At 39.7% G+C, this 21,545-nt stretch carries 13 protein-coding genes; 5 read left to right on the forward strand and 8 right to left on the reverse strand.

Annotated features, from left to right (window positions below):
* Positions 1–29 precede the first annotated feature (29 nt).
* From ACFE90_RS20950 to ACFE90_RS20970, 5 genes are all read right to left on the reverse strand, one after another.
* Positions 30–1,214: an AbrB family transcriptional regulator gene (locus tag ACFE90_RS20950; RefSeq protein ID WP_375503900.1), complete on the reverse strand. Its 1,185-nt coding sequence runs from the start codon at positions 1,212–1,214 to the stop codon at positions 30–32.
* 304 nt (positions 1,215–1,518) lie between these two features.
* Positions 1,519–1,857 carry a hypothetical protein gene (locus tag ACFE90_RS20955; protein WP_375503902.1) on the reverse strand — a complete coding sequence of 113 codons (339 nt, stop codon included), beginning with the start codon at positions 1,855–1,857 and terminating at the stop codon, positions 1,519–1,521.
* Positions 1,858–2,224: 367 nt separating this feature from the next.
* On the reverse strand, positions 2,225–3,583 hold the full coding sequence (locus ACFE90_RS20960) for a Rieske 2Fe-2S domain-containing protein (protein WP_375503904.1): 1,359 nt from the start codon (positions 3,581–3,583) through the stop codon (positions 2,225–2,227).
* A 671-nt stretch (positions 3,584–4,254) separates the two neighbouring features.
* Positions 4,255–4,620 (reverse strand): Lin0512 family protein, encoded by a 366-nt coding sequence (locus ACFE90_RS20965; protein ID WP_375503920.1) that lies wholly within the window; start codon positions 4,618–4,620, stop codon positions 4,255–4,257.
* Between the two features lie 171 nt (positions 4,621–4,791).
* On the reverse strand, positions 4,792–5,160 hold the full coding sequence (locus tag ACFE90_RS20970; RefSeq protein ID WP_375503906.1) for a Crp/Fnr family transcriptional regulator: 369 nt from the start codon (positions 5,158–5,160) through the stop codon (positions 4,792–4,794).
* A 570-nt stretch (positions 5,161–5,730) separates the two neighbouring features.
* Between ACFE90_RS20970 and ileS the strand changes: the two genes are divergently transcribed.
* Complete coding sequence (ileS, locus tag ACFE90_RS20975; protein WP_375503922.1) at positions 5,731–8,616, forward strand: isoleucine--tRNA ligase; 2,886 nt, start codon at positions 5,731–5,733, stop codon at positions 8,614–8,616.
* Between the two features lie 432 nt (positions 8,617–9,048).
* Positions 9,049–10,200, forward strand: a complete 1,152-nt coding sequence (locus ACFE90_RS20980) for a histidine decarboxylase (RefSeq protein ID WP_375503908.1) — start codon at positions 9,049–9,051, stop codon at positions 10,198–10,200.
* A gap of 293 nt (positions 10,201–10,493) precedes the next feature.
* Here the strand turns inward: ACFE90_RS20980 and ACFE90_RS20985 are convergent, their stop codons facing one another.
* Positions 10,494–13,877 (reverse strand): EAL domain-containing protein, encoded by a 3,384-nt coding sequence (locus ACFE90_RS20985; protein ID WP_375503910.1) that lies wholly within the window; start codon positions 13,875–13,877, stop codon positions 10,494–10,496.
* A gap of 245 nt (positions 13,878–14,122) precedes the next feature.
* Positions 14,123–15,007, reverse strand: a complete 885-nt coding sequence (locus tag ACFE90_RS20990) for a ParA family protein (protein WP_375503924.1) — start codon at positions 15,005–15,007, stop codon at positions 14,123–14,125.
* 242 nt (positions 15,008–15,249) lie between these two features.
* On the opposite strand from ACFE90_RS20990, the gene speY reads away from it, so the two are divergent.
* Positions 15,250–16,425, forward strand: coding sequence for a deoxyhypusine synthase (speY, locus tag ACFE90_RS20995; protein ID WP_375503912.1), 1,176 nt, complete (start codon positions 15,250–15,252; stop codon positions 16,423–16,425).
* 111 nt (positions 16,426–16,536) lie between these two features.
* Here speY and ACFE90_RS21000 read toward each other — a convergent pair whose 3' ends face one another.
* The gene (locus tag ACFE90_RS21000) at positions 16,537–18,438 is read right to left on the reverse strand and encodes an adenylate/guanylate cyclase domain-containing protein (protein ID WP_375503914.1); all 1,902 of its coding nucleotides are present in this window, start codon (positions 18,436–18,438) and stop codon (positions 16,537–16,539) included.
* A gap of 737 nt (positions 18,439–19,175) precedes the next feature.
* On the opposite strand from ACFE90_RS21000, the gene ACFE90_RS21005 reads away from it, so the two are divergent.
* The gene (locus ACFE90_RS21005) at positions 19,176–20,519 is read left to right on the forward strand and encodes a P-loop NTPase fold protein (protein ID WP_375503916.1); all 1,344 of its coding nucleotides are present in this window, start codon (positions 19,176–19,178) and stop codon (positions 20,517–20,519) included.
* The coding region (locus tag ACFE90_RS21010) for a tetratricopeptide repeat protein (RefSeq protein ID WP_375503918.1) at positions 20,470–21,545 on the forward strand (1,076 nt) is incomplete at its 3' end. The genes ACFE90_RS21005 and ACFE90_RS21010, both read left to right, overlap by 50 nt.

Raw genomic sequence — 21,545 nt, forward strand, 5'->3', positions numbered from 1 at the left:
CTGCCCCCTGCTTCCCCTGCCTTCATCAATTAAATTGGCTTTGAAACTTGCTCATCCAAACGGCGAAACAAAAACACCCAAAGTGGCAGGGAACTATTAATTGCAATTAGTCGCACTAAATGACCAGTTGTGACGATTTCAACATTATGATTTAATGCTAAAGAAACCAGGATCATTTCTGCTGATCCTCCTGGTGCTGTGACTAAAAGACAGGTTAACCAGTCCCAAGAGGTTAATTGCATCGCAAGTATAGCAGCGATCGCTCCCGCTATTAGGGTCATCCCCACAGACATTAAGGCATAGCCGACAGTCCGCTTTCTAAAGTTGGGTTTGTCTCCCCAATACTCACCAATAGTAATTCCCAGAAGCATTTGACCCAATAAGTTAATTATTGGCGGCGGACTAAAGCTAATATCACCGACAAAAGGTAGCCAATGTAGCAAAGGATTAAACCCGATACCAATCAACAATGCACCAAAGAAATCGCCAGCCGGAATTTTAAATAATATAGCTGGATAAACAACTAATCCAGTAATTACTAGTACTAACAAGAGTAATTCTAGTTGAAATGGATCGAAATTGAGCCAAGCAGCGTTGATTGGGAGTGTTTGCGGATAGTAATTACCAGTTGATGTCTTAGCGATGAAGGGAATTAGAATAACTACTGAGGTGACGCGAATCGCCTGAATTAAGGCAACCAAACTAACATTTTTGTTGTAATCGGCGGCGATCGCTGCCATAATTCCCACACCACCCGGAACTGTAGCCAGCATTGCTGTCAGCAGGTTGGTTTTGCTAAGGCGCGAGTAAATATAACCAATACAGCTTCCACTCAGCAGCAGAAACAAGGTAAGAAAAATAAATATGGGAATATTAGAAGCAACACTAGCTAGATTTCCGTGGGTATTGGAAGCGCCAACAGTTAAGCCTACAAGTGCCATTCCCACTTTTCTCGCAGTGCGGTTAGGTTGGGGAGAATATTGATAAAAAATTCGACACCCTTGAAGAACCACTGTACCAGCAGCAATCCCGCCAAATATCCAGGCAATCCTACCAATTTGGAACTTGGCGAGGAGTAAACCCAGAGGTAATGCCAGAAGCATTTCCAAGACAAGGACAATTAGTTGCTTGGTAAATAGCTGTTGTTTAGTAACAACGGGATTTTCATGAGTGTGTTCTTCTAGGTTAGGAGCAATACTTAGGCTTTGATTCATCTATAATGGGCTTTTTTATTAATTTAACTTATGTACTTAAGCTAGAGCGATCGCATAAGATAACTAGAGTCTATCAAGTCAAGTTTGCTAGGTTCGTAGTGAGCGCTTTAGCACTCAAATCTAGGACTTTAGTCCTGGATTTTTAAGCACTGAAGTGCTTACTACAAACTTAATGAGACAGACCACTAGGTTTAAATTTACCGCGTGTTGTATTCAAACAAAAATGCCTCTAGAGAGAGGATAGGGGCACAATGATCGTTGTACCCCTAGAAATAATTTATATTCCTTTCAATGATTCAGCCGTTTAATCTTCGTCAAGGGCTGGGAAAGCTTCTTCAAGCTGCCACAACCTATCTTTATTTTCAACGAACCAAATACGAGTTTCTGGAGTTAATTTACTCCAAATGTCTTCAACAGGGATGTGAGGAGATGCATATTGGTACTGCTGACCAAGTGATTTGAGATTGTCTGCCACATCATGGGGAATTCCAAATTGTTCCCAGTTAACTGTTATATGTCTTCCCGAAACTCCGGCTGTGGGGTCAAAAATCAATTGTGCTGATCTGACTAAATCAGCAAAGTGTTTCGGTTTTAGTTTGGTGATCTCCTGAATTTGGAGTGATTCGTTATGCTCTTGAGACATTATCGCCGCAGTGGTAAAGATTAGTGATTCAGTTGAACTTACTGCCAGAGATTTTTATCCCAATATTTTTACTTTAGCGTAGAGCCACTAACTTGAGCATAACTTAACCACGCAAAGAGTTTAAGCAAATTGTTTAAGGTAAACAAACTTTCGGTACAGTGTACCAGTACAATTTCTAAGCTAGTACCGCAAGGCGGAAGTCAAAATTCAAAAGTCAAAAGTATTATGGAATAAGCTCTTTAGAGATTTTAAATGGTTGCTCTGTTTCCGCCGTGGCGTACTAGTGTAAGAGGGTTTGTAGTAAGCACTTTAATGTATAGAAAATAAGAACTAAAGTCCTTACTAGGAACTTTGCCCAGTCCCGATTTTAGTGACGAGTGTAGGAACGCTCAAAGTGAGTTTTGAGTGTTTGAGCCATAGCGGACATGACAACTGCTGCTACAGAAAACGATATTGCGGCAATTTTAATTCTAGAATCATCTGCAAGTATCGCTACAGCAGCTAGAGCGATCGCTACCCCTATACAACTTTGCTTAACCCTATTTGTAACTTGATAAGCTCGATTGCAGGAACTACAAATAAGGGTGTGACGCGAGAATCTGTCTAACAAAATCGGCTTTGTATTCAACTCATCATTCTCAACATTTTTCCATGTGGAATAGCCTTGATAAAAAGGCAAAGATGACCCAAATTTATCTAGCCACTTGCGGTATTCAACTACTAATGTGTCAGATGTTTTTAGAGGCAAATATAGTTCTTTGAGACTTGTTTTTAAGCGCTCAATTTCTGACTGTTGTCCCGCAATGAGAGGTAAATCCTGCTCTAATATTTTGTTGGTATTTAAGTGATCTAGCCAGCGTGGTCTTAGCTTGACTCCCCAAGTCATGAAATTACGATAACCTCTAGCTAAAAGACGGCATCGCCCTTTACCTAAAGGAATCGAATATAAAGCTAGTCCAAATGTCCAACCTCGGTCTTCAATATAAGCATTGTTCAGCACAAGACTTGGAGCAACAAAATCAATGTACTTCCAAGCTTCATTTGATTTATTAATTCCCCGCCACTTAGCTCGAATCCCCTGAGCCGAACTCTCTAGGACTTCCATTTCTAGCGGTTGGGCATTTTTGCGATTACTACCCCCCCTAGTGCCATGATGGCTAATAGCAACATGAGCCGGATCGGTAACGTTCTCTATTAGATATGTTTGGTCATAAGGCAGATCCAATATAAAGTCTGCACACACAAATCCTGGCTTATCTAAATCTGGCAAAATTGGGATATTTTCATCAACAGCAGTTTCTTTTTCACCAGCCCACACCCAAATCATGCCTTGACGTTCCACAACTTTAAAGGATTGCACGCAAGCATTGGCTGGAATTTTTGCATCTGCTGGTAATTGGGGAATGTGCAAACATTGACCATCACTGCCAAACTGCCAACCGTGATATAAACACTCAATTTTGCCATCAATAATTTGTCCATCGGAAAGTTTTGCTGTACGGTGAGGGCAACGATCTGTTAAACAGATAAACTGTCCATCTTTGTTTTTGAACAAAACCAAAGGTTCATCGTACAAGGAAAAGCTATGAGGGCGGTCGGTAGGTAAGTCTTGTACAAAGGTGACAGGATACCAGCATTGCCTCCAGTTAAATTCTTGCTTCTCCTCAAGCGTCTCAAAAGTAGAAGTTGGTGGTGTCGCCTGTAGTGTCTCTGTTTCTAATGACATATTTTTCTCCAGGTTTCTATAATTTTATACTTTTGGATTGTAAATCCCTAGTACTGGAAGGCGGAAGTCAAAAATCAGAAGTCAAAAGTATTATGGAATAAGCTCTTTAGGGATTTTAAATGGTTGCTCCATTTACGCCGTGGCTTAACTAGTCCCAGAGATAAAACATTTTTAGGGTAAAACTTCAACAATTAACAATGAGAAATCATTCAAGCATTTTGAGTAAGTCAAAGTTCCTTTTGCTTGCGGAAAACACTGAAATGAGAAAGCAAACTGGGGTTTGAGAAAGCAAACACAGCTTTTGAGTAAGTCAAAGTTCCTTTTGCTTGCGGAAAACACCAAAATGAGAAAGCAAACACAGCTTTTGAGTAAGTCAAAGCTGCTTTTGCTTGCGGAAAACACCAAAATGAGAAAGCAAACTGGGGTTTGAGTAAGTCAAACCTCATTTTGAGAAAGCAATTTAAGTATTTTGATAAATTAAACAGGTATTTTTATAAAGCAATGAGGCTTTTTGATAAAGTAATTGGCAAATATACTTAACGATTAAAAATCGCGCCTGCACAAATGGAGTCCTACTGGAAAATTGCTGTATGTCACTTAATTTTCAACGATCGCGAGATTTACTCTATAACTTTCAATTTAGTCATTTGTTTATAGAGGAATTACCTCAGTTACTCATCTTCGATCAGAACTGTAACAGCAGCGATCGCAATCAACATTTCATCATTTTTATCATTGAGTTCGGGAATCGCCCGCCCTTGAACTATCATCCCCCCAGCTTCTACGGTGAGGGTTTTTCTACCAAATGGGAGTACAGCGAGTACTTCTTCTTCCCTAACTTGTTCTGGGTATGGAACTGCTACCTGAACCTCTATAATCATTTCATTGGGGTGACTCAAACCAGCAACTTCCCAAACACCAGGTAAAGCATTATGAGCGATCGCATTTCGTACTGCTCTAGATGCCGCTACTGTCGGTTCTTGTCCATGCTGATCTATTCCCATCCCCATCTCAATAATCAACCGTTTACGTACCATTGCTAACTCCAGTAATTTCTGCATCTTTCCCAAGAAAAGCAGAAGGCTGGAGGCTCACTTGTAATACTGCATCCCATCTCTACGAGAACCTTCACTTAAAGTCCTGCAATGAGAACCAGACATGCTCATTGCATCCCCCTGCCCCCTGCCCCCTGCCTCCTACCTCCTACCTCACAGCATACGCTGCAAGCCACTTAAACGCTCTGAGTAACTTTTCATCACCTGTAGAGCAAACATGGGTGTTTCCTGAACGGCAAAGAGAAATCTTTTCTCATCAACAGAAGCAAGTTTGCTGTCCACCTTGGCAATAGCTGTATAAGTTCTATTTTTTACTCCTACAAGTACCCCAATACCAAAAACTTCGCCTGTATCAATGGTTTCTACAACCTTACCATTGACTAATATATCCACTGTTCCTTCTAGAATCCCGTACATGTTATCGCCAGACTGTCCTTCTTCAAAGATGACTTTGCCTGCTGAAAATGCTTGAGGGTCGGGTTGTTTTTGAAAGATACTGACTGTTACTACAGGACTTAGCATTTAGAGCAACCCCAAAATTCTTGGTTTTTAGACGAAACTTTTGGATAGCTTTACGCGAACCCATAAAAGTATACTACTTTCTGTTGATTAACTCTCAATCTCTCCTAATCGCCTAGAAACCTCTCCCTGGTTTTACTACGTAAAACTGTCCCTCTCCGAGTCGGAGAGGGTGTATACACAAGTATGAAATAGCTTGCGAACCTGGATTTTACCCCACCCTAACCCTCCCCGATATATTGGGGAGGGAACTAGATTTCTTTTTCCCCCCAATATATCGGGGGGATTAAGGGGGGTAATTGGACTTGTGTATACACGGTAGCTTTCTAAAGGGGGTAATTGGACTTGTGTATACACGGTAGCTCCGAGTCGGAGAGGGAGAGACTTGAACGGAAAATTCAGCTTTTTGCTCCCCTCTTTGCTATGCCTAACGGCAGGCTGACGCCAACAAAGAGGGGCTGGGGGAGAGGTCAAATAATATTTATTAAACTCACGTTCACATAGCAAAATTTGGTTTCGATGCCATCTTCTATAATTAATAAAACCTGCACACCTAATTCTAGGCATGAGACTGTGACCGAATCAGGAAGTTACAAAGATACTGTAAACCTACCCAAGACTAATTTTGATATGCGGGCAAACGCTATCAAGCGTGAGCCTGAAATCCAAAAATTTTGGGAAGAAAATAAAATTTACGATCGCCTTTCCGAAAATAACCCTGGCGAATTATTTATACTGCACGATGGGCCTCCCTACGCTAATGGCTTACTCCATATTGGTCATGCCTTAAATAAAATTCTTAAAGATATTATTAATCGCTACCAACTGCTACAAGGACGTAAAGTTCGCTACGTCCCTGGTTGGGATTGCCACGGTTTACCAATTGAGTTAAAAGTTTTGCAGAACATGAAGTCAGCAGAACGGCAAAACTTAACATCTTTACAACTGCGGCAGAAAGCGGAAGAATTTGCTCTAACTACGGTAAACGACCAGCGCCAAAATTTTCAACGCTACGGTATTTGGGGTGATTGGAACCACCCTTATCTAACTTTGAAGCCGGCTTATGAAGCGGCTCAAATTGGCGTGTTTGGTCAGATGTTCCTGAAAGGCTACATCTATCGCGGTTTGAAGCCTGTTCACTGGAGTCCCAGTTCTAAAACTGCTTTGGCTGAAGCTGAGTTGGAATATCCAGAAGGTCACGTTTCCCGCAGTATCTATGCAGCTTTTGCAGTTACAAGTTTGGCGGAAGCTGTAAAACCACTATTGGCGGAATATCTGTCAGATTTGGGTGTGGCTATCTGGACAACTACACCTTGGACAATTCCGGCGAATTTAGCTGTAGCGGTGAATGCAGATTTGAATTATGCAGTGGTGGAAGTTTCCCGCCCAGAAACGGAGGCGCAAAGTAATTTCCAATACCTAATTGTTGCTGCTGATTTAGTAGAACGTTTATCTTCAACGTTGGGAGTTGAGTTAACTGTAAAAGCAACGTTTAAGGGGAATGATTTAGAATATACTACTTACCGTCATCCTCTATTTGACCGGGAAAGTCCAATTGTTGTGGGCGGTGATTATATCACCACTGAGTCGGGTACTGGGTTGGTACATACTGCACCCGGTCATGGTCAAGAAGATTACATTGTTGGTCAGCGTTACGGTTTACCCATCCTTGCACCAGTGGATGACAATGGCAATTTTACCGAAGAAGCGGGACAATTTGCTGGGTTGAATGTGCTGGGTGATGGGAATCAAGCCGTGATTGATGCACTGGCTGCGGCTGGTTCTTTGTTGAAGGAAGAACCATATCCCCACAAGTATCCTTATGATTGGCGGACGAAGAAACCAACGATTTTCCGCGCTACTGAACAATGGTTTGCTTCCGTGGAAGGATTTAGAGAAGAAGCATTAAAGGCGATCGCAACTGTAAAATGGATTCCAGCCCAAGGTGAAAATCGCATCACGCCAATGGTAGCGGAACGTTCCGATTGGTGTATCTCTCGTCAACGGAGTTGGGGTGTACCCATTCCCGTTTTTTACGATGAAGTCACGGGTGAACCACTGCTGAATGAGGAAATTATCAACCACGTCCAAGGAATTATCGCAGAAAAAGGTTCTGATGCTTGGTGGGAACTTTCAGTGGAGGAGTTATTACCCGAATCTTATCGTCAAAATGGTAAGTCTTACCGCAGAGGTACAGACACAATGGATGTATGGTTTGATTCTGGTTCATCTTGGGCATCTGTCGTCCAACAGCGTCCAGAGTTACGCTACCCTGCTGATATATATTTGGAAGGTTCTGACCAACATCGCGGCTGGTTCCAGTCAAGTTTGCTCACTAGTGTAGCGGTAAATGACATTGCACCTTACAAAACTGTGCTAACTCACGGCTTCGCTTTGGACGAACAAGGGCGAAAGATGAGTAAGTCAGAAGGAAACGTGGTTGACCCAAATATAATCATTGAAGGCGGGAAAAATCAAAAAGTAGAACCGCCCTACGGTGCAGATGTATTGCGATTGTGGGTATCATCGGTTGACTACTCCGGCGATGTCCGCATTGGCAAAAACATCATCAAGCAGATGAACGATGTCAGAGGTAAAATCCGCAATACGGCGCGGTTTTTGTTGGGTAGCTTGGATGATTTTGACCCGGAAAAAGATACAGTTCCCTTCGAGGAATTGCCAGAACTTGACCGTTATATGCTGCACCGCATCACTGAGGTATTTGAGGAAGTAACCCTTGCCTTTGAAAGTTTCCAATTCTTCCGCTTTTTCCAAACAGTGCAGAATTTCTGCGTGGTGGATTTATCCAATTTTTATTTAGATATTGCCAAAGATAGGCTGTACATCAGTGCAAAGGATGCTTTTCGCCGTCGCAGTTGTCAAACGGTGCTGAAGATAGCAATAGATAATTTAGCACGAGCGATCGCACCAGTACTATCCCACACTGCCGAAGATATTTGGCAATATCTCCCCTACAAAACACCTTACAAATCAGTGTTTGAAGCCGGTTGGGTGCAGGTAGACCAAAAATGGCGTAATCCAGAGTTAGCGGAATTTTGGACAGAGTTACGGAAAATTCGTGATAAGGTGAACAAAACTCTAGAAATATATCGATTGCAAAAAACAATTGGATCTTCTTTAGAAGCGAAAGTTGTGATGCATGTCTTCGATGAAAGATTGCGTCAACGTTTACAAGCTTTCAATCCTCATACTCACGGTTCAGTTGAAAAAAGTAATGGTGTAGATGAGTTACGTTATCTATTTTTAGCTTCTCAAGTAGAAGTGCCATTTGAACCCATTTCTAAGGAAGGAGAAGATGCTGACATATATTTTGAGGTTCACAAAGCAGATGGGCAAAAATGCGATCGCTGTTGGAACTACTCTACTCATGTAGGAGAATCAGCAGAACATCCCTTAATTTGCGAACGATGCGTTGCAGCCTTAGCTGGAGAGTTCTAGTAAATATACGTTATTTCAACAAACCTCTCCCTACCTTCAACTAAAGTTCAAGTTTTTCCCTCTCGCCCGTCAGAGAGGGAATTTTTTGCCTAGTAAAACCTCTTAGTGGTCTTTTCATTCAGCTAATTAGATAGACACTACATCATCCGTGGAATTCAGGTTAAATCAGGTTGCAGTCACTGCCTGAAATAGATATTTTGCGTAATACACATTATGGTTATTTCGTATAATGCGTAATTTCTAAGTGTAATATACTTTTAAACCAAAAAAATGGGTGTTATTACTGAAAACATCTAAGTATTATCACTGGAATAAGTTCATTTCTAGAGGCGTCTTGCCGTATTATTAAGAAAATATAAAGGTATGGATTAATACGTATAATTTAGATTAAAACATCCATTAAGCCAATCAAAATTCGAGAGACACAAAGATATGTCAAATAAAGTTGTTAAAGACTTGGCAGATTTTTTGGTGCAAATAGAACAGCGATCGCAGTTTCATGCAGGCTATCCATATAATTTAAGTTGTGATTACAGTGCGATCGCACAATTTTTTAAATATCTGTTAAATAATGCTGGAGATCCTTATGTAGAACCAGATTTTGGCCTTCATTCTCGTAAGTTTGAGCAAGAAGTATTATCTTTTTTTGCTAATCTCTATAAAATTCCAGAAGATCAGTTTTGGGGTTATGTTACTGCTGGTGGAACTGAAGGTAATTTATATGGAATGTTCTTAGCAAGAGAAATCTATCCAAATGGTATTCTTTACTCATCACAAGACTCTCATTACTCAATTCCCAAAGCAGCTAAATTATTTCGTATCCAACATAATGTTGTTAATTCGCAAATTAATGGAGAAATGGATTATAACCATTTTGAACAACTACTTAGCGAAAATCGTAGTTATCCAGCCATCATAAATTTAAATATTGGAACTACTGTCAAAGGTGCAATTGATAACTTAGACAAAGTTCTAGAAATTTTAGAGCGCAATCAGATTAAAGATTATTACATTCATTGTGATGCTGCACTTTCAGGATTAATATTACCGTTTTTAGATGGCGCACCGCAAGTTAACTTTCAAAAACCCATAGATAGTATAGCAATTTCTGCTAAATTCATTGGTTCTCCGTTACCTTGTGGTGTAGTTTTAACTAAGAAAAAATGGGTAAAGAAAGTTGAAACAGCAATTGAATATATTGGTTCAACAGATACAACAATTCTAGGATCTAGAAACGGTCACACTCCCCTAATTCTCTGGTATGCAGTGCAAACAAGAGGTTATGATGGATTAGCTAGAGAAGCAAATACTTGTATTGATAATGCTCAATATCTTTTCCAACAACTTCAAATAAGAGAATATCCATGCATGTTAAATAAATTTTCCAATACCGTAGTGTTTCAAAAACCTTCTCAAAAGTTAATTAAAAAGTGGCAGTTAGCAGTTTTTGAAGATTGGGCACATATTATAGTTATGCAGAATATTAATCAGAATAAAATCGATATTTTTATTAATGAACTTTTGCAAGAAGAAGGATTACTTGATAATGTCGAGGATTTCCAGCTACAGCCAGTACTACACTAATGTATGTTCTCAAGTGATCTTAATCGCCCAATACAAGGTGTTTCTTTAAAGAGAATTTGATTGCAAGATTTTATGAAAAGAATTTAGAACTCAGGAGTCAGAATTCAGTATTCAGTGTTCAGTATTAATTCTGTAAGACTAGCTTCTAAATATTGGTTTAAAACCATACTTCGTCCCTCTACGCATTTTTGCCCCTAATAGGCGCAACTAGCATTAAAATTTTTCGCCTTAAAAGTTTATCCTTTTATGGGTAGAGTATTCTGAATTTTGACTCCTGAATTCTGACTCCTATTTTATCTCTTTAAAAAGTTTTTATAACACAAGTTAGCAGCAAGTAATGTTTCTACTTCTGCACTTTCCATAGCTGGTAAGAAAAAATACCCTTGTCCATAATCACATTGTAAAGCCTTCAGTTGTGCTAATTGCTCTACAGTTTCTATCCCTTCTGCTGTTACAGACATATTTAAATTATGAGCTAATGTCACAATAGCTCGAACAATTTCTAAATTTTCTCCTCGACTACCTATATTACTAACGAAAGAACGGTCAATTTTAAGCGTTTTGATTGGTAGGCGGTGCAGATAATTCAAAGATGAATAGCCAGTACCAAAATCATCCATGTGCAACTCGACATTCAGCGCTGTTAACTGGGAAAGTATGGTGGTAGCTAATTCAAAATTATCCATCAACAAGGTTTCAGTAATCTCCAGTTTCAAACTGCATGGGTTCAGTCCAGTTTGCTCTAAAACATGTTTAACTTGTTCAAACACATCAGGTTGGGTGATTTGTTTCCCAGAAAAATTAACGCTCATTGTCAGAGGTAATGAGCTAGGAAATTGTTTATGCCATTTATGCATTTGATGACAGGCTTCATAAAGCACCCATTGCCCGATACTAACAATCATTCCAGTTTCTTCTGCCAGAGGAATAAAATCTTCAGGGGAAACAAGCCCTCGTTCTGGATGATGCCAACGTATCAGTGCCTCAAATCCAATAATTTTACCACTTGTCAGTGAAATAATTGGCTGGTAATCAAGGTGAAATTCTTCTTGTTTGAGCAGTGCATTTCGCAAAGCAGTTTCTAACTCCAAGAGTAAAGATGCACCCTCGTGCATTTTTCCGTCAAAGACTTCATAGCGTGCTTTACCAAGTGATTTGGCGCAGTACATTGCCACATCGGCATCGCGGAGAATCTGCGCTGCTTGCTCATAATCTGCTTTACTTAAAGCGATGCCAATACTAGCATTAGTAAACACCCTATGCTCATTTAATTGAAATGGTGAAGCTAGCACTTTTTTAATTCGCTCGGCTACCTGTATAGCAGTGCTGATATCCTCAATTTCCTCAATTAAGATTGTGAACTCATCCCCACCAAAACGGGCAACTATGTCTCCAACTCGCAGAACTAATTTTAGCCGATGAGAAATTTCAATTAGAAGTTGATTTCCTAGTAGATGTCCAAGACTGTCATTAACAACTTTAAAACGGTCTAAGTCTAAGAAGAGTACGGCAAATAAATATTTATTTTGCTCTTTATTACGTTCTATTGCTCGCTGCACTCGCTCCAAAAATAATTGTTGATTAGGTAATCCTGTTAGCCCGTCATGAAGACTATTGTGCAGTAATTGATCTTGTGCTTGTTGACGCTTGATAATGTCTTGCTCAAGTTGTTGATTCACTCTAATAAGTTCAACGGTGCGTTCTAGAACCATCTGCTCAAGCTGATCACGATACCGAACTAATTCTTTTTCTTCTAACTTACGTTTAGTGATATCACGGATAATAACAACATATTCTCGTAGCTGGGAATTAAATGGCTGTGAAATAGTCGATTCAACAATTAGTAGACCTTGGTTGATTTTTAAGGTTTGCTCACTTCTTATAGACCACTGCTCCGGTTTGCCGCGATAGCTGATTAAGAGTTGATTCAGTTTTTTGCCAATTAGCTGCTGAATAGTTGTTTGAAATAATTCAGCAGCAGCAGTATTTGTCTGGCAAATTTTACCGTTTTCATCTAAGACTAAAACAGTATCGGGGACGGTATCGAGAGTAGTAATAAATAGACTTTTTGCTTGTTTGCGTGCATCATCAATAGCAACGATTTGTGGTAAGGTTGTCCAGCAAGCGATCGCAACCCCTGCAACAGAAAGTGTTACTAACAGAATAGCTAGCAAAGAATTATGAATGTTATGATAATTTTTGTCTAATAAATCGCGGATAAGCCAACTGCTTGTAGTAGTAATACAAATTAATGATACTAGGACAATCACCTGTAGTACGACAAAATCCTGGTTGTTTCTACTAGACCTAACGTTGTAATGCTGTCTCCACCATTTTAGGTCTAATGGTTCTAAATTTAAGCGACGTAGCGCTATATCTCCTATCATCAGAATAATGGGTAATAATAAACCCACTAAAAAATCTCTCCAATTCCAAGCTAAACCTCCTACTATTAGAACTACTGCTTCTACACAGAAAAAACCAAGTGACCACCAAGGCCATAACACCTGCGGTTTGCCCCGACACAGCCATAATCCCAGATGTAGACCCATAATTGACACAAGATAACAGGTGCCTGCTACTGTTACAAGTTGAGGTACATTTCCCAAATTCAGGCAAAGCAGACTGAGTAGAAAGGTAACTAAGATAGCGGGCCCAAGGACACCTTGGGGAGAAACTAATGTAAATAGAGGAGAAAGCTGACCGTCTAAAGCAAGTTGATATAATATCCGAGGAGAGTTGGAAACTGCCGTAGCAGCACTTAAAAGACAGGATACAGTAATCAGAAGTGTGACTATAAAAGAGGTAGATTCACCCCAAAAAGGCTTAGAAGCCGCCACCAGATTTAAGAAGGCATCGTCACGTATTGTTGGATTTGGAGGCGAACACATTAATACCCAAGAAGCACCTAAAAACACCGCAGGAATTAGCCAAGCAGCTACGGTTAAGAACTTCAAAGTTTTATATGGGTGGCGGCTATCAGCAACAAATGAAGAAGTGGTTTCACAAGCATAAATTGAATAGCTAGCCAGAAAAAACCACTTTGCCCATTCTTCAAAGCTCAAACTATCTCTGCTAGTTAGGATAAGTTTAAAACTAGTGGTTGAGAAGGCTGACCATACTACGCCTTGAAAACAAAACAAAAGTAGTAATAAAATGGCTGGGAATACAAAAAATAAATGCAGGAGTGCTAAAGCACGAGTGCCACTGAAAGCCAAAATAAAAGGAATTGCTGTAAAAAGAAGTTTTAAAAAAGTTTCTGGACAAGAAATACCTAATGTTACAAAATTGACTTTAATTAGGTCTGTGAGAATAATTGCATACAGTGCTGGTGCTGCTGCCCAGCTAAAAAAGTATCCTAATGCTACGTAACGGCCTAAGCTAGGAAAGTTCTTTAGTAACCTAGTGGTATAGTTTGGTGTTCCCCCAGCGACATCTGGCCAATGTCTACCTAGACTTTGTACCTGCAAGTTGAGTAAAAAGGAAATGATCGTGCCAAACAACCAAACTAAGATAGCTTTAGGCCCTAACGCTGCATGAATAATGGGGGCAGTACCAATCCATCCCACATGACCCGTTAAGCCAAAGCCCCAGGTTTCGAGATAACTCAGAGTTCGTGGTAAAGGCATTACCAAGCGTTGATTTTTCTCTGCCTTTACAGAATTTTTAGTAAGCATTGTTTCTTAGCGAAATTTACTGGCCTTTTCACTCAATAGCCGAATATTGCTGTACATAGCTTCAGTATAAACGCTGGACTTGTCGGAAAAATCAGTTAATTATTACCACTTTTTATTAAGGGAGGCAGGACGCAGAGGGCAGTTTTTGATGGGGTCATTATGGGGTCATTTCCCCCAATCCCCACTCCGTGGGGGCCCCGAGTCCCCCTGCCTCTTCGTTGAACTCAACACTTCAGGAGCTATAGCTATAGCTTTTGCAACAACTCCTGAGTTAACTGAAAGAACGCTTTTGAGCCAGCTGATTGAGGAGCATTTAAAACAGCTGGGATAAAACTATCAACAGCCTTAGCAACATTGACATCAACTGGTATTTGTACCTTACAAATTTTTTCTACACCGAAATCTTCAACAACGCGGTGCATCACTTGTTTATAGTATCTGCCAGTAAGAAGGTTAGCGCTAGACATGCTGAATACAATTCCCAGCATTTTTATATCTATTTTGGTTTCATTTCCGTGACTATCTTTTAATTGGGCAATGCGTCTTTCTAGTAGTTGAATACCCACTACAGATAAGGGTTCTGGTTTAGCAGGAAGTATGTAAAAATCACTGGCAGCTAAAGCGCTACGAGTTAATAAATTATATCCAGGCGCACAATCCAAGAGAATAAAATCATATTCTTGACGTACAGGTTTTAAAATATTATTGATCAAGACTCTTTCAAAGCGATTCCAAATTGTTTCAAAGTCTTGTTCACCCAAAGCAGTTGCTTGCTGATGCAGCATTTCTGACACAACAAATTCATCATATAAGTCGATATCTCCTGGTAATAAATCCAGTCCTGGAAGATTACAAACCTGGGATTGAATGATATCTTGAATTGTCAATTTTGCTTCTGGTTCTGGATTGATAACTTGGTCTATCAGATACCTAAATGTCTTACTTTGTTTACGACGCTTGGCAAAATCTAAAGGCGACATTAAACTGAGTGTGGCGCTAATTTGGCTGTCTAAATCAAGGACAAGCACTCGCTTGCCATGATTTTTAGCTAAACAGGTAGCTAAGTTGACGGTGAGGGTGGTTTTACCAACGCCACCTTTCATATTTGCAGTAGCAATTACATATCCCATTGGTTGACTCCTCTGTTGACGCATTCCCATGTAGGTAGCGTACACCTGTCTCTATCTATTAAATCTTCCATTAAATTTAATATTTTCAGAATTTCAACGAAGAGGCAAAGGGCAGGGGGAAATAACCTCTTCCTCGTGGCATGGGTGGATTCACGCGGTGCTGTACTAGTAAAATTGCTGTCAGTTTGGTTGAAAGCTAGATACGATTAGATTCGGCGTGTTTACTGTTCGGGAGTGCCAAAATGTCTAAACAGCTGGGTCAAAAAATCGCACCTACACCTATATCAAATGATATCAATGTGGTGGATTTGATTGATCAATACTTTACCGCTTACAACTCAGCGCGGTTGCGGGAAATCTGCCAACTATTGAGTCGTGATGTGCTAACGGAAGGTGTGACGGTGGGAGTTAGCCTTTCCGGTGCGATGACGCCAGCAGGATTCGGGGTTTCAGCACTTGCACCCTTAATTCGCAACGGCTTTATTGACTGGATGATTAGCACTGGTGCAAATCTTTACCACGATATGCACTACGGTTTAGGTTTTGAACTTTTTGCTGGTAATCCGTTTTTGGATGATGTGAAACTGCGCCAAGAAGGCACTATTCGCATTTATGACATTATCTTTGGTTACGATGTGCTACTCGAAACTGATGCGTTCATCCGCAAGATTCTGCAAGGGGAAGCGTTTCAGAAGCGGATGGGAACTGCTGAGTTTCACTATTTACTGGGTAAGTATGTTCGGGAAGTAGAAAAGCAACTGGGTGTACAGCATTCCTGTTTGCTTGCTACAGCTTATGAGTATGGCGTGCCTATATATACGTCTTCTCCAGGAGATAGTTCAATTGGAATGAACGTGGCGGCTTTGGCTTTGGAAGGTTCGCAGTTGGTGTTAGATCCATCAATTGACGTAAATGAAACGGCTGCGATCGCATATAATGCCCGTGAATCAGGAGGAAAAAGTGCGGCTGTAATTCTTGGTGGCGGTAGTCCCAAAAACTTTTTGCTCCAAACCCAACCGCAACTTCACGAAGTATTGGGGCTAGAAGAACGAGGACACGATTACTTTGTGCAGTTTACCGATGCGCGTCCAGATACAGGCGGTTTGTCTGGAGCAACCCCATCGGAAGCTGTCAGTTGGGGTAAGATTGACCCGGAAGAGTTACCTAACACTATTGTTTGTTATACCGATAGCACGATCGCTCTACCATTGGTGACAGCATACGTCTTGAACAAGTGTGAGCCTCGTCCATTGAAGCGTGTATACGACAGGCGAGAAGCCATTTTGGATAAACTGCAAAAAGACTATCTAGCAGCCAAAACCCAATCATCGGATCAGATTCCAGCAGCAGTGGCTGAAAGTGCCCAAAAGCAAACAGCAACTTATCCTTGTGGGCGGTTGATTCCGAATACTCCGTAGGGAGTGGGGAAGAAGCAGGGGAGCAGGGGAGCAGGGAGCAAGGGAGAAAAATTTTCCCCTCAGCAAGAGCAGTACCCCGCCTCTCTGCCTCTTTTCAATGCCCCATGCCCTTTATCCCTTGCGTCCAATCAACAAATAAGTGGTTATTTTCCCTTTGCCTTTAACTTCGATTTCGCCCCGCTTTTCAAATAAAAATTCATTACACAAAGACTTATAAGTATCTTCTGTAACTTGTATTTTACCAAAAATACCTTGGGATTCCATGCAGTGGGCGATGTTTACTATGTCTCCCCAGAGATTATACGTAATTTTTTTGAAGTCAATTACTCCCGCAGCTACGGAATCAGTATGGATGCCAATACGGATGCTAAATTTTTGGTTATTCTCAGTATTAAATAGAGCGATCGCAGTTTGCATTTGGAGTGCTATTTGAGCGATCGCTTGAGCATGATCCCGGCGGTGTGTGGGCAAACCACCAACTACCATATAAGCATCGCCAATGGTTTTAATTCTCTCTAAACCATGTTGTTCGGTGAGGCGATCAAAAGTTGAGAAAATCGAGTTGAGTAAGTTTAGCAGTTGCATGGCACTTATAGAAGCAGCAATTTCGCTAAAGCCGACAATATCTGCAAATAAAACTGTGACATCAGCAACGTCTTCGACAATGTTAGCTGCTTTCAAGGGTTTGGAGATTGCTGCTGGCAAAATATTCAGCAATAAACGTTGAGTTTCTTCCTGCTGATGGCGCAGCGCTTCTTCTGTTGCTAATCGCTGGGTGATATTGCGAAAAATGCCGCGAGTCGCAACTGGATAACCTTCGACAAATTTACAGTTAATATTACCTTCTAGAAAGATTGTTTGACCATCTTTAGTAACGAATGCAGCTTTTACTTGTCCGATCTTTTCTCCTGACAGCACCCTATAAAACTTTTGCAAACAGTCTTGTTTAAACTCTGAATGTATAATATCGAAAACATTCATATTCACAATTTCAGATTCGCTATATCCCAAAGCTTCTTGCCATGCACGATTGACATACAAAAAACTACCATAGGCATTAACGCATTGAATCAAATCATTAGCATTTTCAAATAAATCTCGATATCGTTCTTCACTTTCTACAAGAGCATCTTCTGCTTGTTTGCGTTTGATAAACTGGGCGATTTGACTACCAATAGAACCCACCATTTGCAATAACTCTTTATCCTTTGGTTGTATATCCCGGCTAAAGAAAACCATCACTCCTAAGATTTCACTATCGTCTAAGATGGGGAAGCCAAAAGCTGCGTGCAATCCAGCCTCAGCAGCAGGTTGCGATCGCCGAGTGTCTCCATCTTCTGTAATATCTTGAATCCACAGAGGCAAACGTCTGATCCAAATTCGGCCAGGTAAGCCAACACCGGGTGTATATGTAGTTTGCCAGGTGATTGCTTTAAACTCTCGCGCAGAAATTAATCGACTTGACCAAATTTCCACACTCCTTAATACTGCATTGAGGCTATCTCCTTGTACCGAAGTGCCAATATATTGACTTGGTGCCCAAAGTTCGCCTAAATCCCATCCCAAGTTTTGACAAATCGACTGCAAAATTTGCGGAATTACCTGTTTTACAGTTTGTGATTCTGATAATATACGAGTGATCGCATACTGGGCACTTGTCCGTTGTTCCCGTTGCTGCCGAGCAGTAATATCCCGACCAATGTAGACAATCTCTTCTAATCCTTTTATTTTTTTCGGAATTACTGAACAAGAAAAAGCAATCAACCGCTTTTCTCTAGTCTTGGTTCGGCAAACTACCTCTAAATTTTGAAGATTTTTATGATAAAAAGAATGCTGATGAATGGCTTTTATTAAAACTTGCTCATCATCAATTATTAATGATATTGGTTTATTAATTAATTCTTCTTCACTAAAACCAAATAAGTGTTGAGCAGCACGATTTACTTTTTTTATTTTCCCTATATTATTAGTTATAAATAAAGCATCTGCCATTGCAGTAATTACTTGATCCATGTAGTTTTTGTATTAAATTAAATAAAATAAGTTTTCAATATATAGTAATAGCAAAGTTAATTTTTTTGCTGATGAGACAATCATCACACTAAAATTAACAACTTAGTAATTAGAAATATAGCAGAATTCAGAATTCAGAAGACAGAATTTAGGGGGTAACAGACTTAGCTTGTGTACCTCACAAACTTGAAATCTGCTGTAACAATTAATAATTTAGTACCACTAATGATTATTTTAATTATTCTTTCAAATGTTTGAGCAATATACAAGCTTATTTTGGTAAATTTTTTAGAACTTACTAATACTCAGTTTGATTACTGAAATTGATATTAATTGATTAATTGTGCTATTTTTTCATATCAACCCAGTGTGGTTGAGCGAAAATGACCATGAGCAACCTTTTGATTTGGTTGATTAAAATTAACTAAGTAAGCCAAACTAACATCTTTATACCTTTTGGAGGATTGACAATTAAATCTAATTCTGAATTTTATTAGGAGATTATTTATACTTAATAGCTAGGTTTATAAACGATCGCTATTTTAACAAAACCACTCTTGTGCAATCCAGCGCTGGGTAAAGCTGAAGGTTATATTGTTATCCGTTTTATTAAAGTATAAGATATTACAAAGGCTTGCCAATTCAAAAAGTAAAGTTTTATTAGATGTAAAATCGCACTGCGATCGCCTAAAATTTAATCTTGAGAAAGTCGGCTCTATAAAGTTAGTCAAAACCCAATGAATCAACAGCGTGCTAATACTCTCAAAGCTGCATTTCAAGTTTGTAATGTTGAACCGCTAGAGGGTGCAGACATGGAGCGGTACTATGTTGATTTATCAGCAGTCCGCAAAACTTCAGCAATTGAACAAGTTAGTCAAATTTTAGACTTTCAAGAACCCACAGATTTCCGCACAATTTTGTTTACTGGACATCGCGGCTGTGGCAAAAGTACAGAGTTAAAACGTATTCAGAAGCAATGGGAAGAACAATATCATGTAATTTATTTAGAAGTTAATGAAGAAACAGATATTAATGATGCTAATGATACAGATTTATATTTAATCGTTATCAAACAAGTAGAATTTGAGTTGCGTAAATTAGGTTTAAAATTTGATTCTCAACTTTTAGAAAATTTTGAATCTTGGTTTAAGGACATTACCAAGGAAACCGAAGAAACTGTAGAAAAGTCTGTCAGTATTCAGGGAGAAGCGACTCTGAAACCAGAAGCACCATTTATTGCGAAATTGATGGTCAAATTACTGGCACAAATTAAAGGTTCTGATAAGCAAAAAACTACTATTCGCCAAACTTTAGAAAAAGACCTATCACGCCTCAAAGCAGATATTAACCTTTTATTAGGAGATGCCTACGTTAAACTCCGAAAAAAATTTCCTCAATATAAGGGTTTATTGATTATTTTTGACAACATGGATCGTGTACCACCGACGATCGCAGAACATTTATTTTTTGACTACGCGGCTCAGTTACAAGAACTATATTGCACGATAATTTATACAGTTCCAATTTCTGTGCTTTGTTCGCCTAAAAACCCACTCAATCAGTTTGATGGGAATCCTCATATTGTCCCAATGGTGAATATTTATGAATTTGAACGCGATCGCTGCCATTTAAACTACAATCAAACGGGGCTTGAAGCAGTCGCTAGTGTCATTGAAAAGCGGGTAGATATTGATGCTGTATTTGAATCTCGCCAGGAATTGCTAGATTTAGCCAAAGCCAGTGGTGGACATGTCCGCCAATTAATGCAGATGATACAGACTGCTTGCCTAACTGCTAGTACTCGCAAACATCCCAAAATTATTGCCGAAGATATTATCTATGCTGTGAAACAACAGCAATTTAATTTTGAAAGGTTTATTCCTGAAGAACATTATGCGTTTTTAGCCCAAGTGTGTATCACTAAGAATGTCAGCAAAGATGATATCGGTCAGTTAATGCTGTTTAACACTTCAGTTTTGGAATACAACGGCGATAAACGATGGAATTACCCCAATCCAGTGGTGAAGCAAAATGAATTCTTCCAGAAAGCCATCGAATCCGCACGCGCAGCGCAACCTTAGTTCAGAAATACGAGCGTTTATCGCCCTTAATCAAGAGATATTTGCTCAATTACTTACCTTTATAGACTTTGCAGAAAAGTTTATGATTGGTTTTGTAGAAATTAATTTTTACCCAGATGCAGAAATATTATTTGAGGCGTTAAAGACAAATCCTGAATGTCGAGATATTCAGTTTGTGAATCTGGATTTTCCCGATGCTAATTTGCGATTTCTTAGAGATGAAATTGTCAAGATATTACCAACTATTGAGATAGAACCTAATAAAAAATTAGTCTTGATTGTACAAGGGTTAGAAAAGTCTATTGGCGTTTATGGAGACTATCCACCAGTTTTACAAGACCTCAACTTTGTCCGAGATGCTTATAAAAAAACTGTTCCTCATCCCATTCTATTTATTCTGCCAGATTATGCCCTGACTCGGTTAGCCAAATTTGCTCCTGATTTTTGGGCTTGGCAATCGGCGATGTTTCGGTTTCAAACACCTCAAATTACCAAAGATTATGCAATTAATGAGACTCAAAACACTGAGAGAATCATAAACAGATTAGAACCTCCAGAAAAGCAAGAGCGGATCGATTTATTACATCGCCTGCTAATGGAATATAAACCTACTGGACATCATCCGACAGGAGAAAACCTCCGCAGCTGTAGTAATATTTTGCATCAGCTAGGAGTCGCTTATTTAAGTAAGAATGAACCTATCAAAGCTAGAGAATATTTAGAAGAAGCTGAAAAAATAGCTAATGAGTTTCAAGATTCCACCTTTCATACTGAAGTCCTCAACACATTAGGAGATTCTTATTCTCAGCAAAGGCAATTTGATACGGCAATTACTTATTATCAAAAATCTTTAAGTATTTCACAGCAACTTCAGAATCCTCACGGCGAAACTGCTGCTTTGTTTAAACTGGGAAATGCTTATTTAGACTTGAGACAATTTACACAGGCGACAACTTTCTATCAACAGTGTCTAGAAATTGAGCAACAAATAGATGATCGCTATTCTCAAGCTAGCACTTACCACCA

The sequence above is a fragment of the uncultured Nostoc sp. genome, assembly GCF_964245445.1.
Taxonomy (GTDB): Bacteria; Cyanobacteriota; Cyanobacteriia; order Cyanobacteriales; family Nostocaceae; genus Nostoc.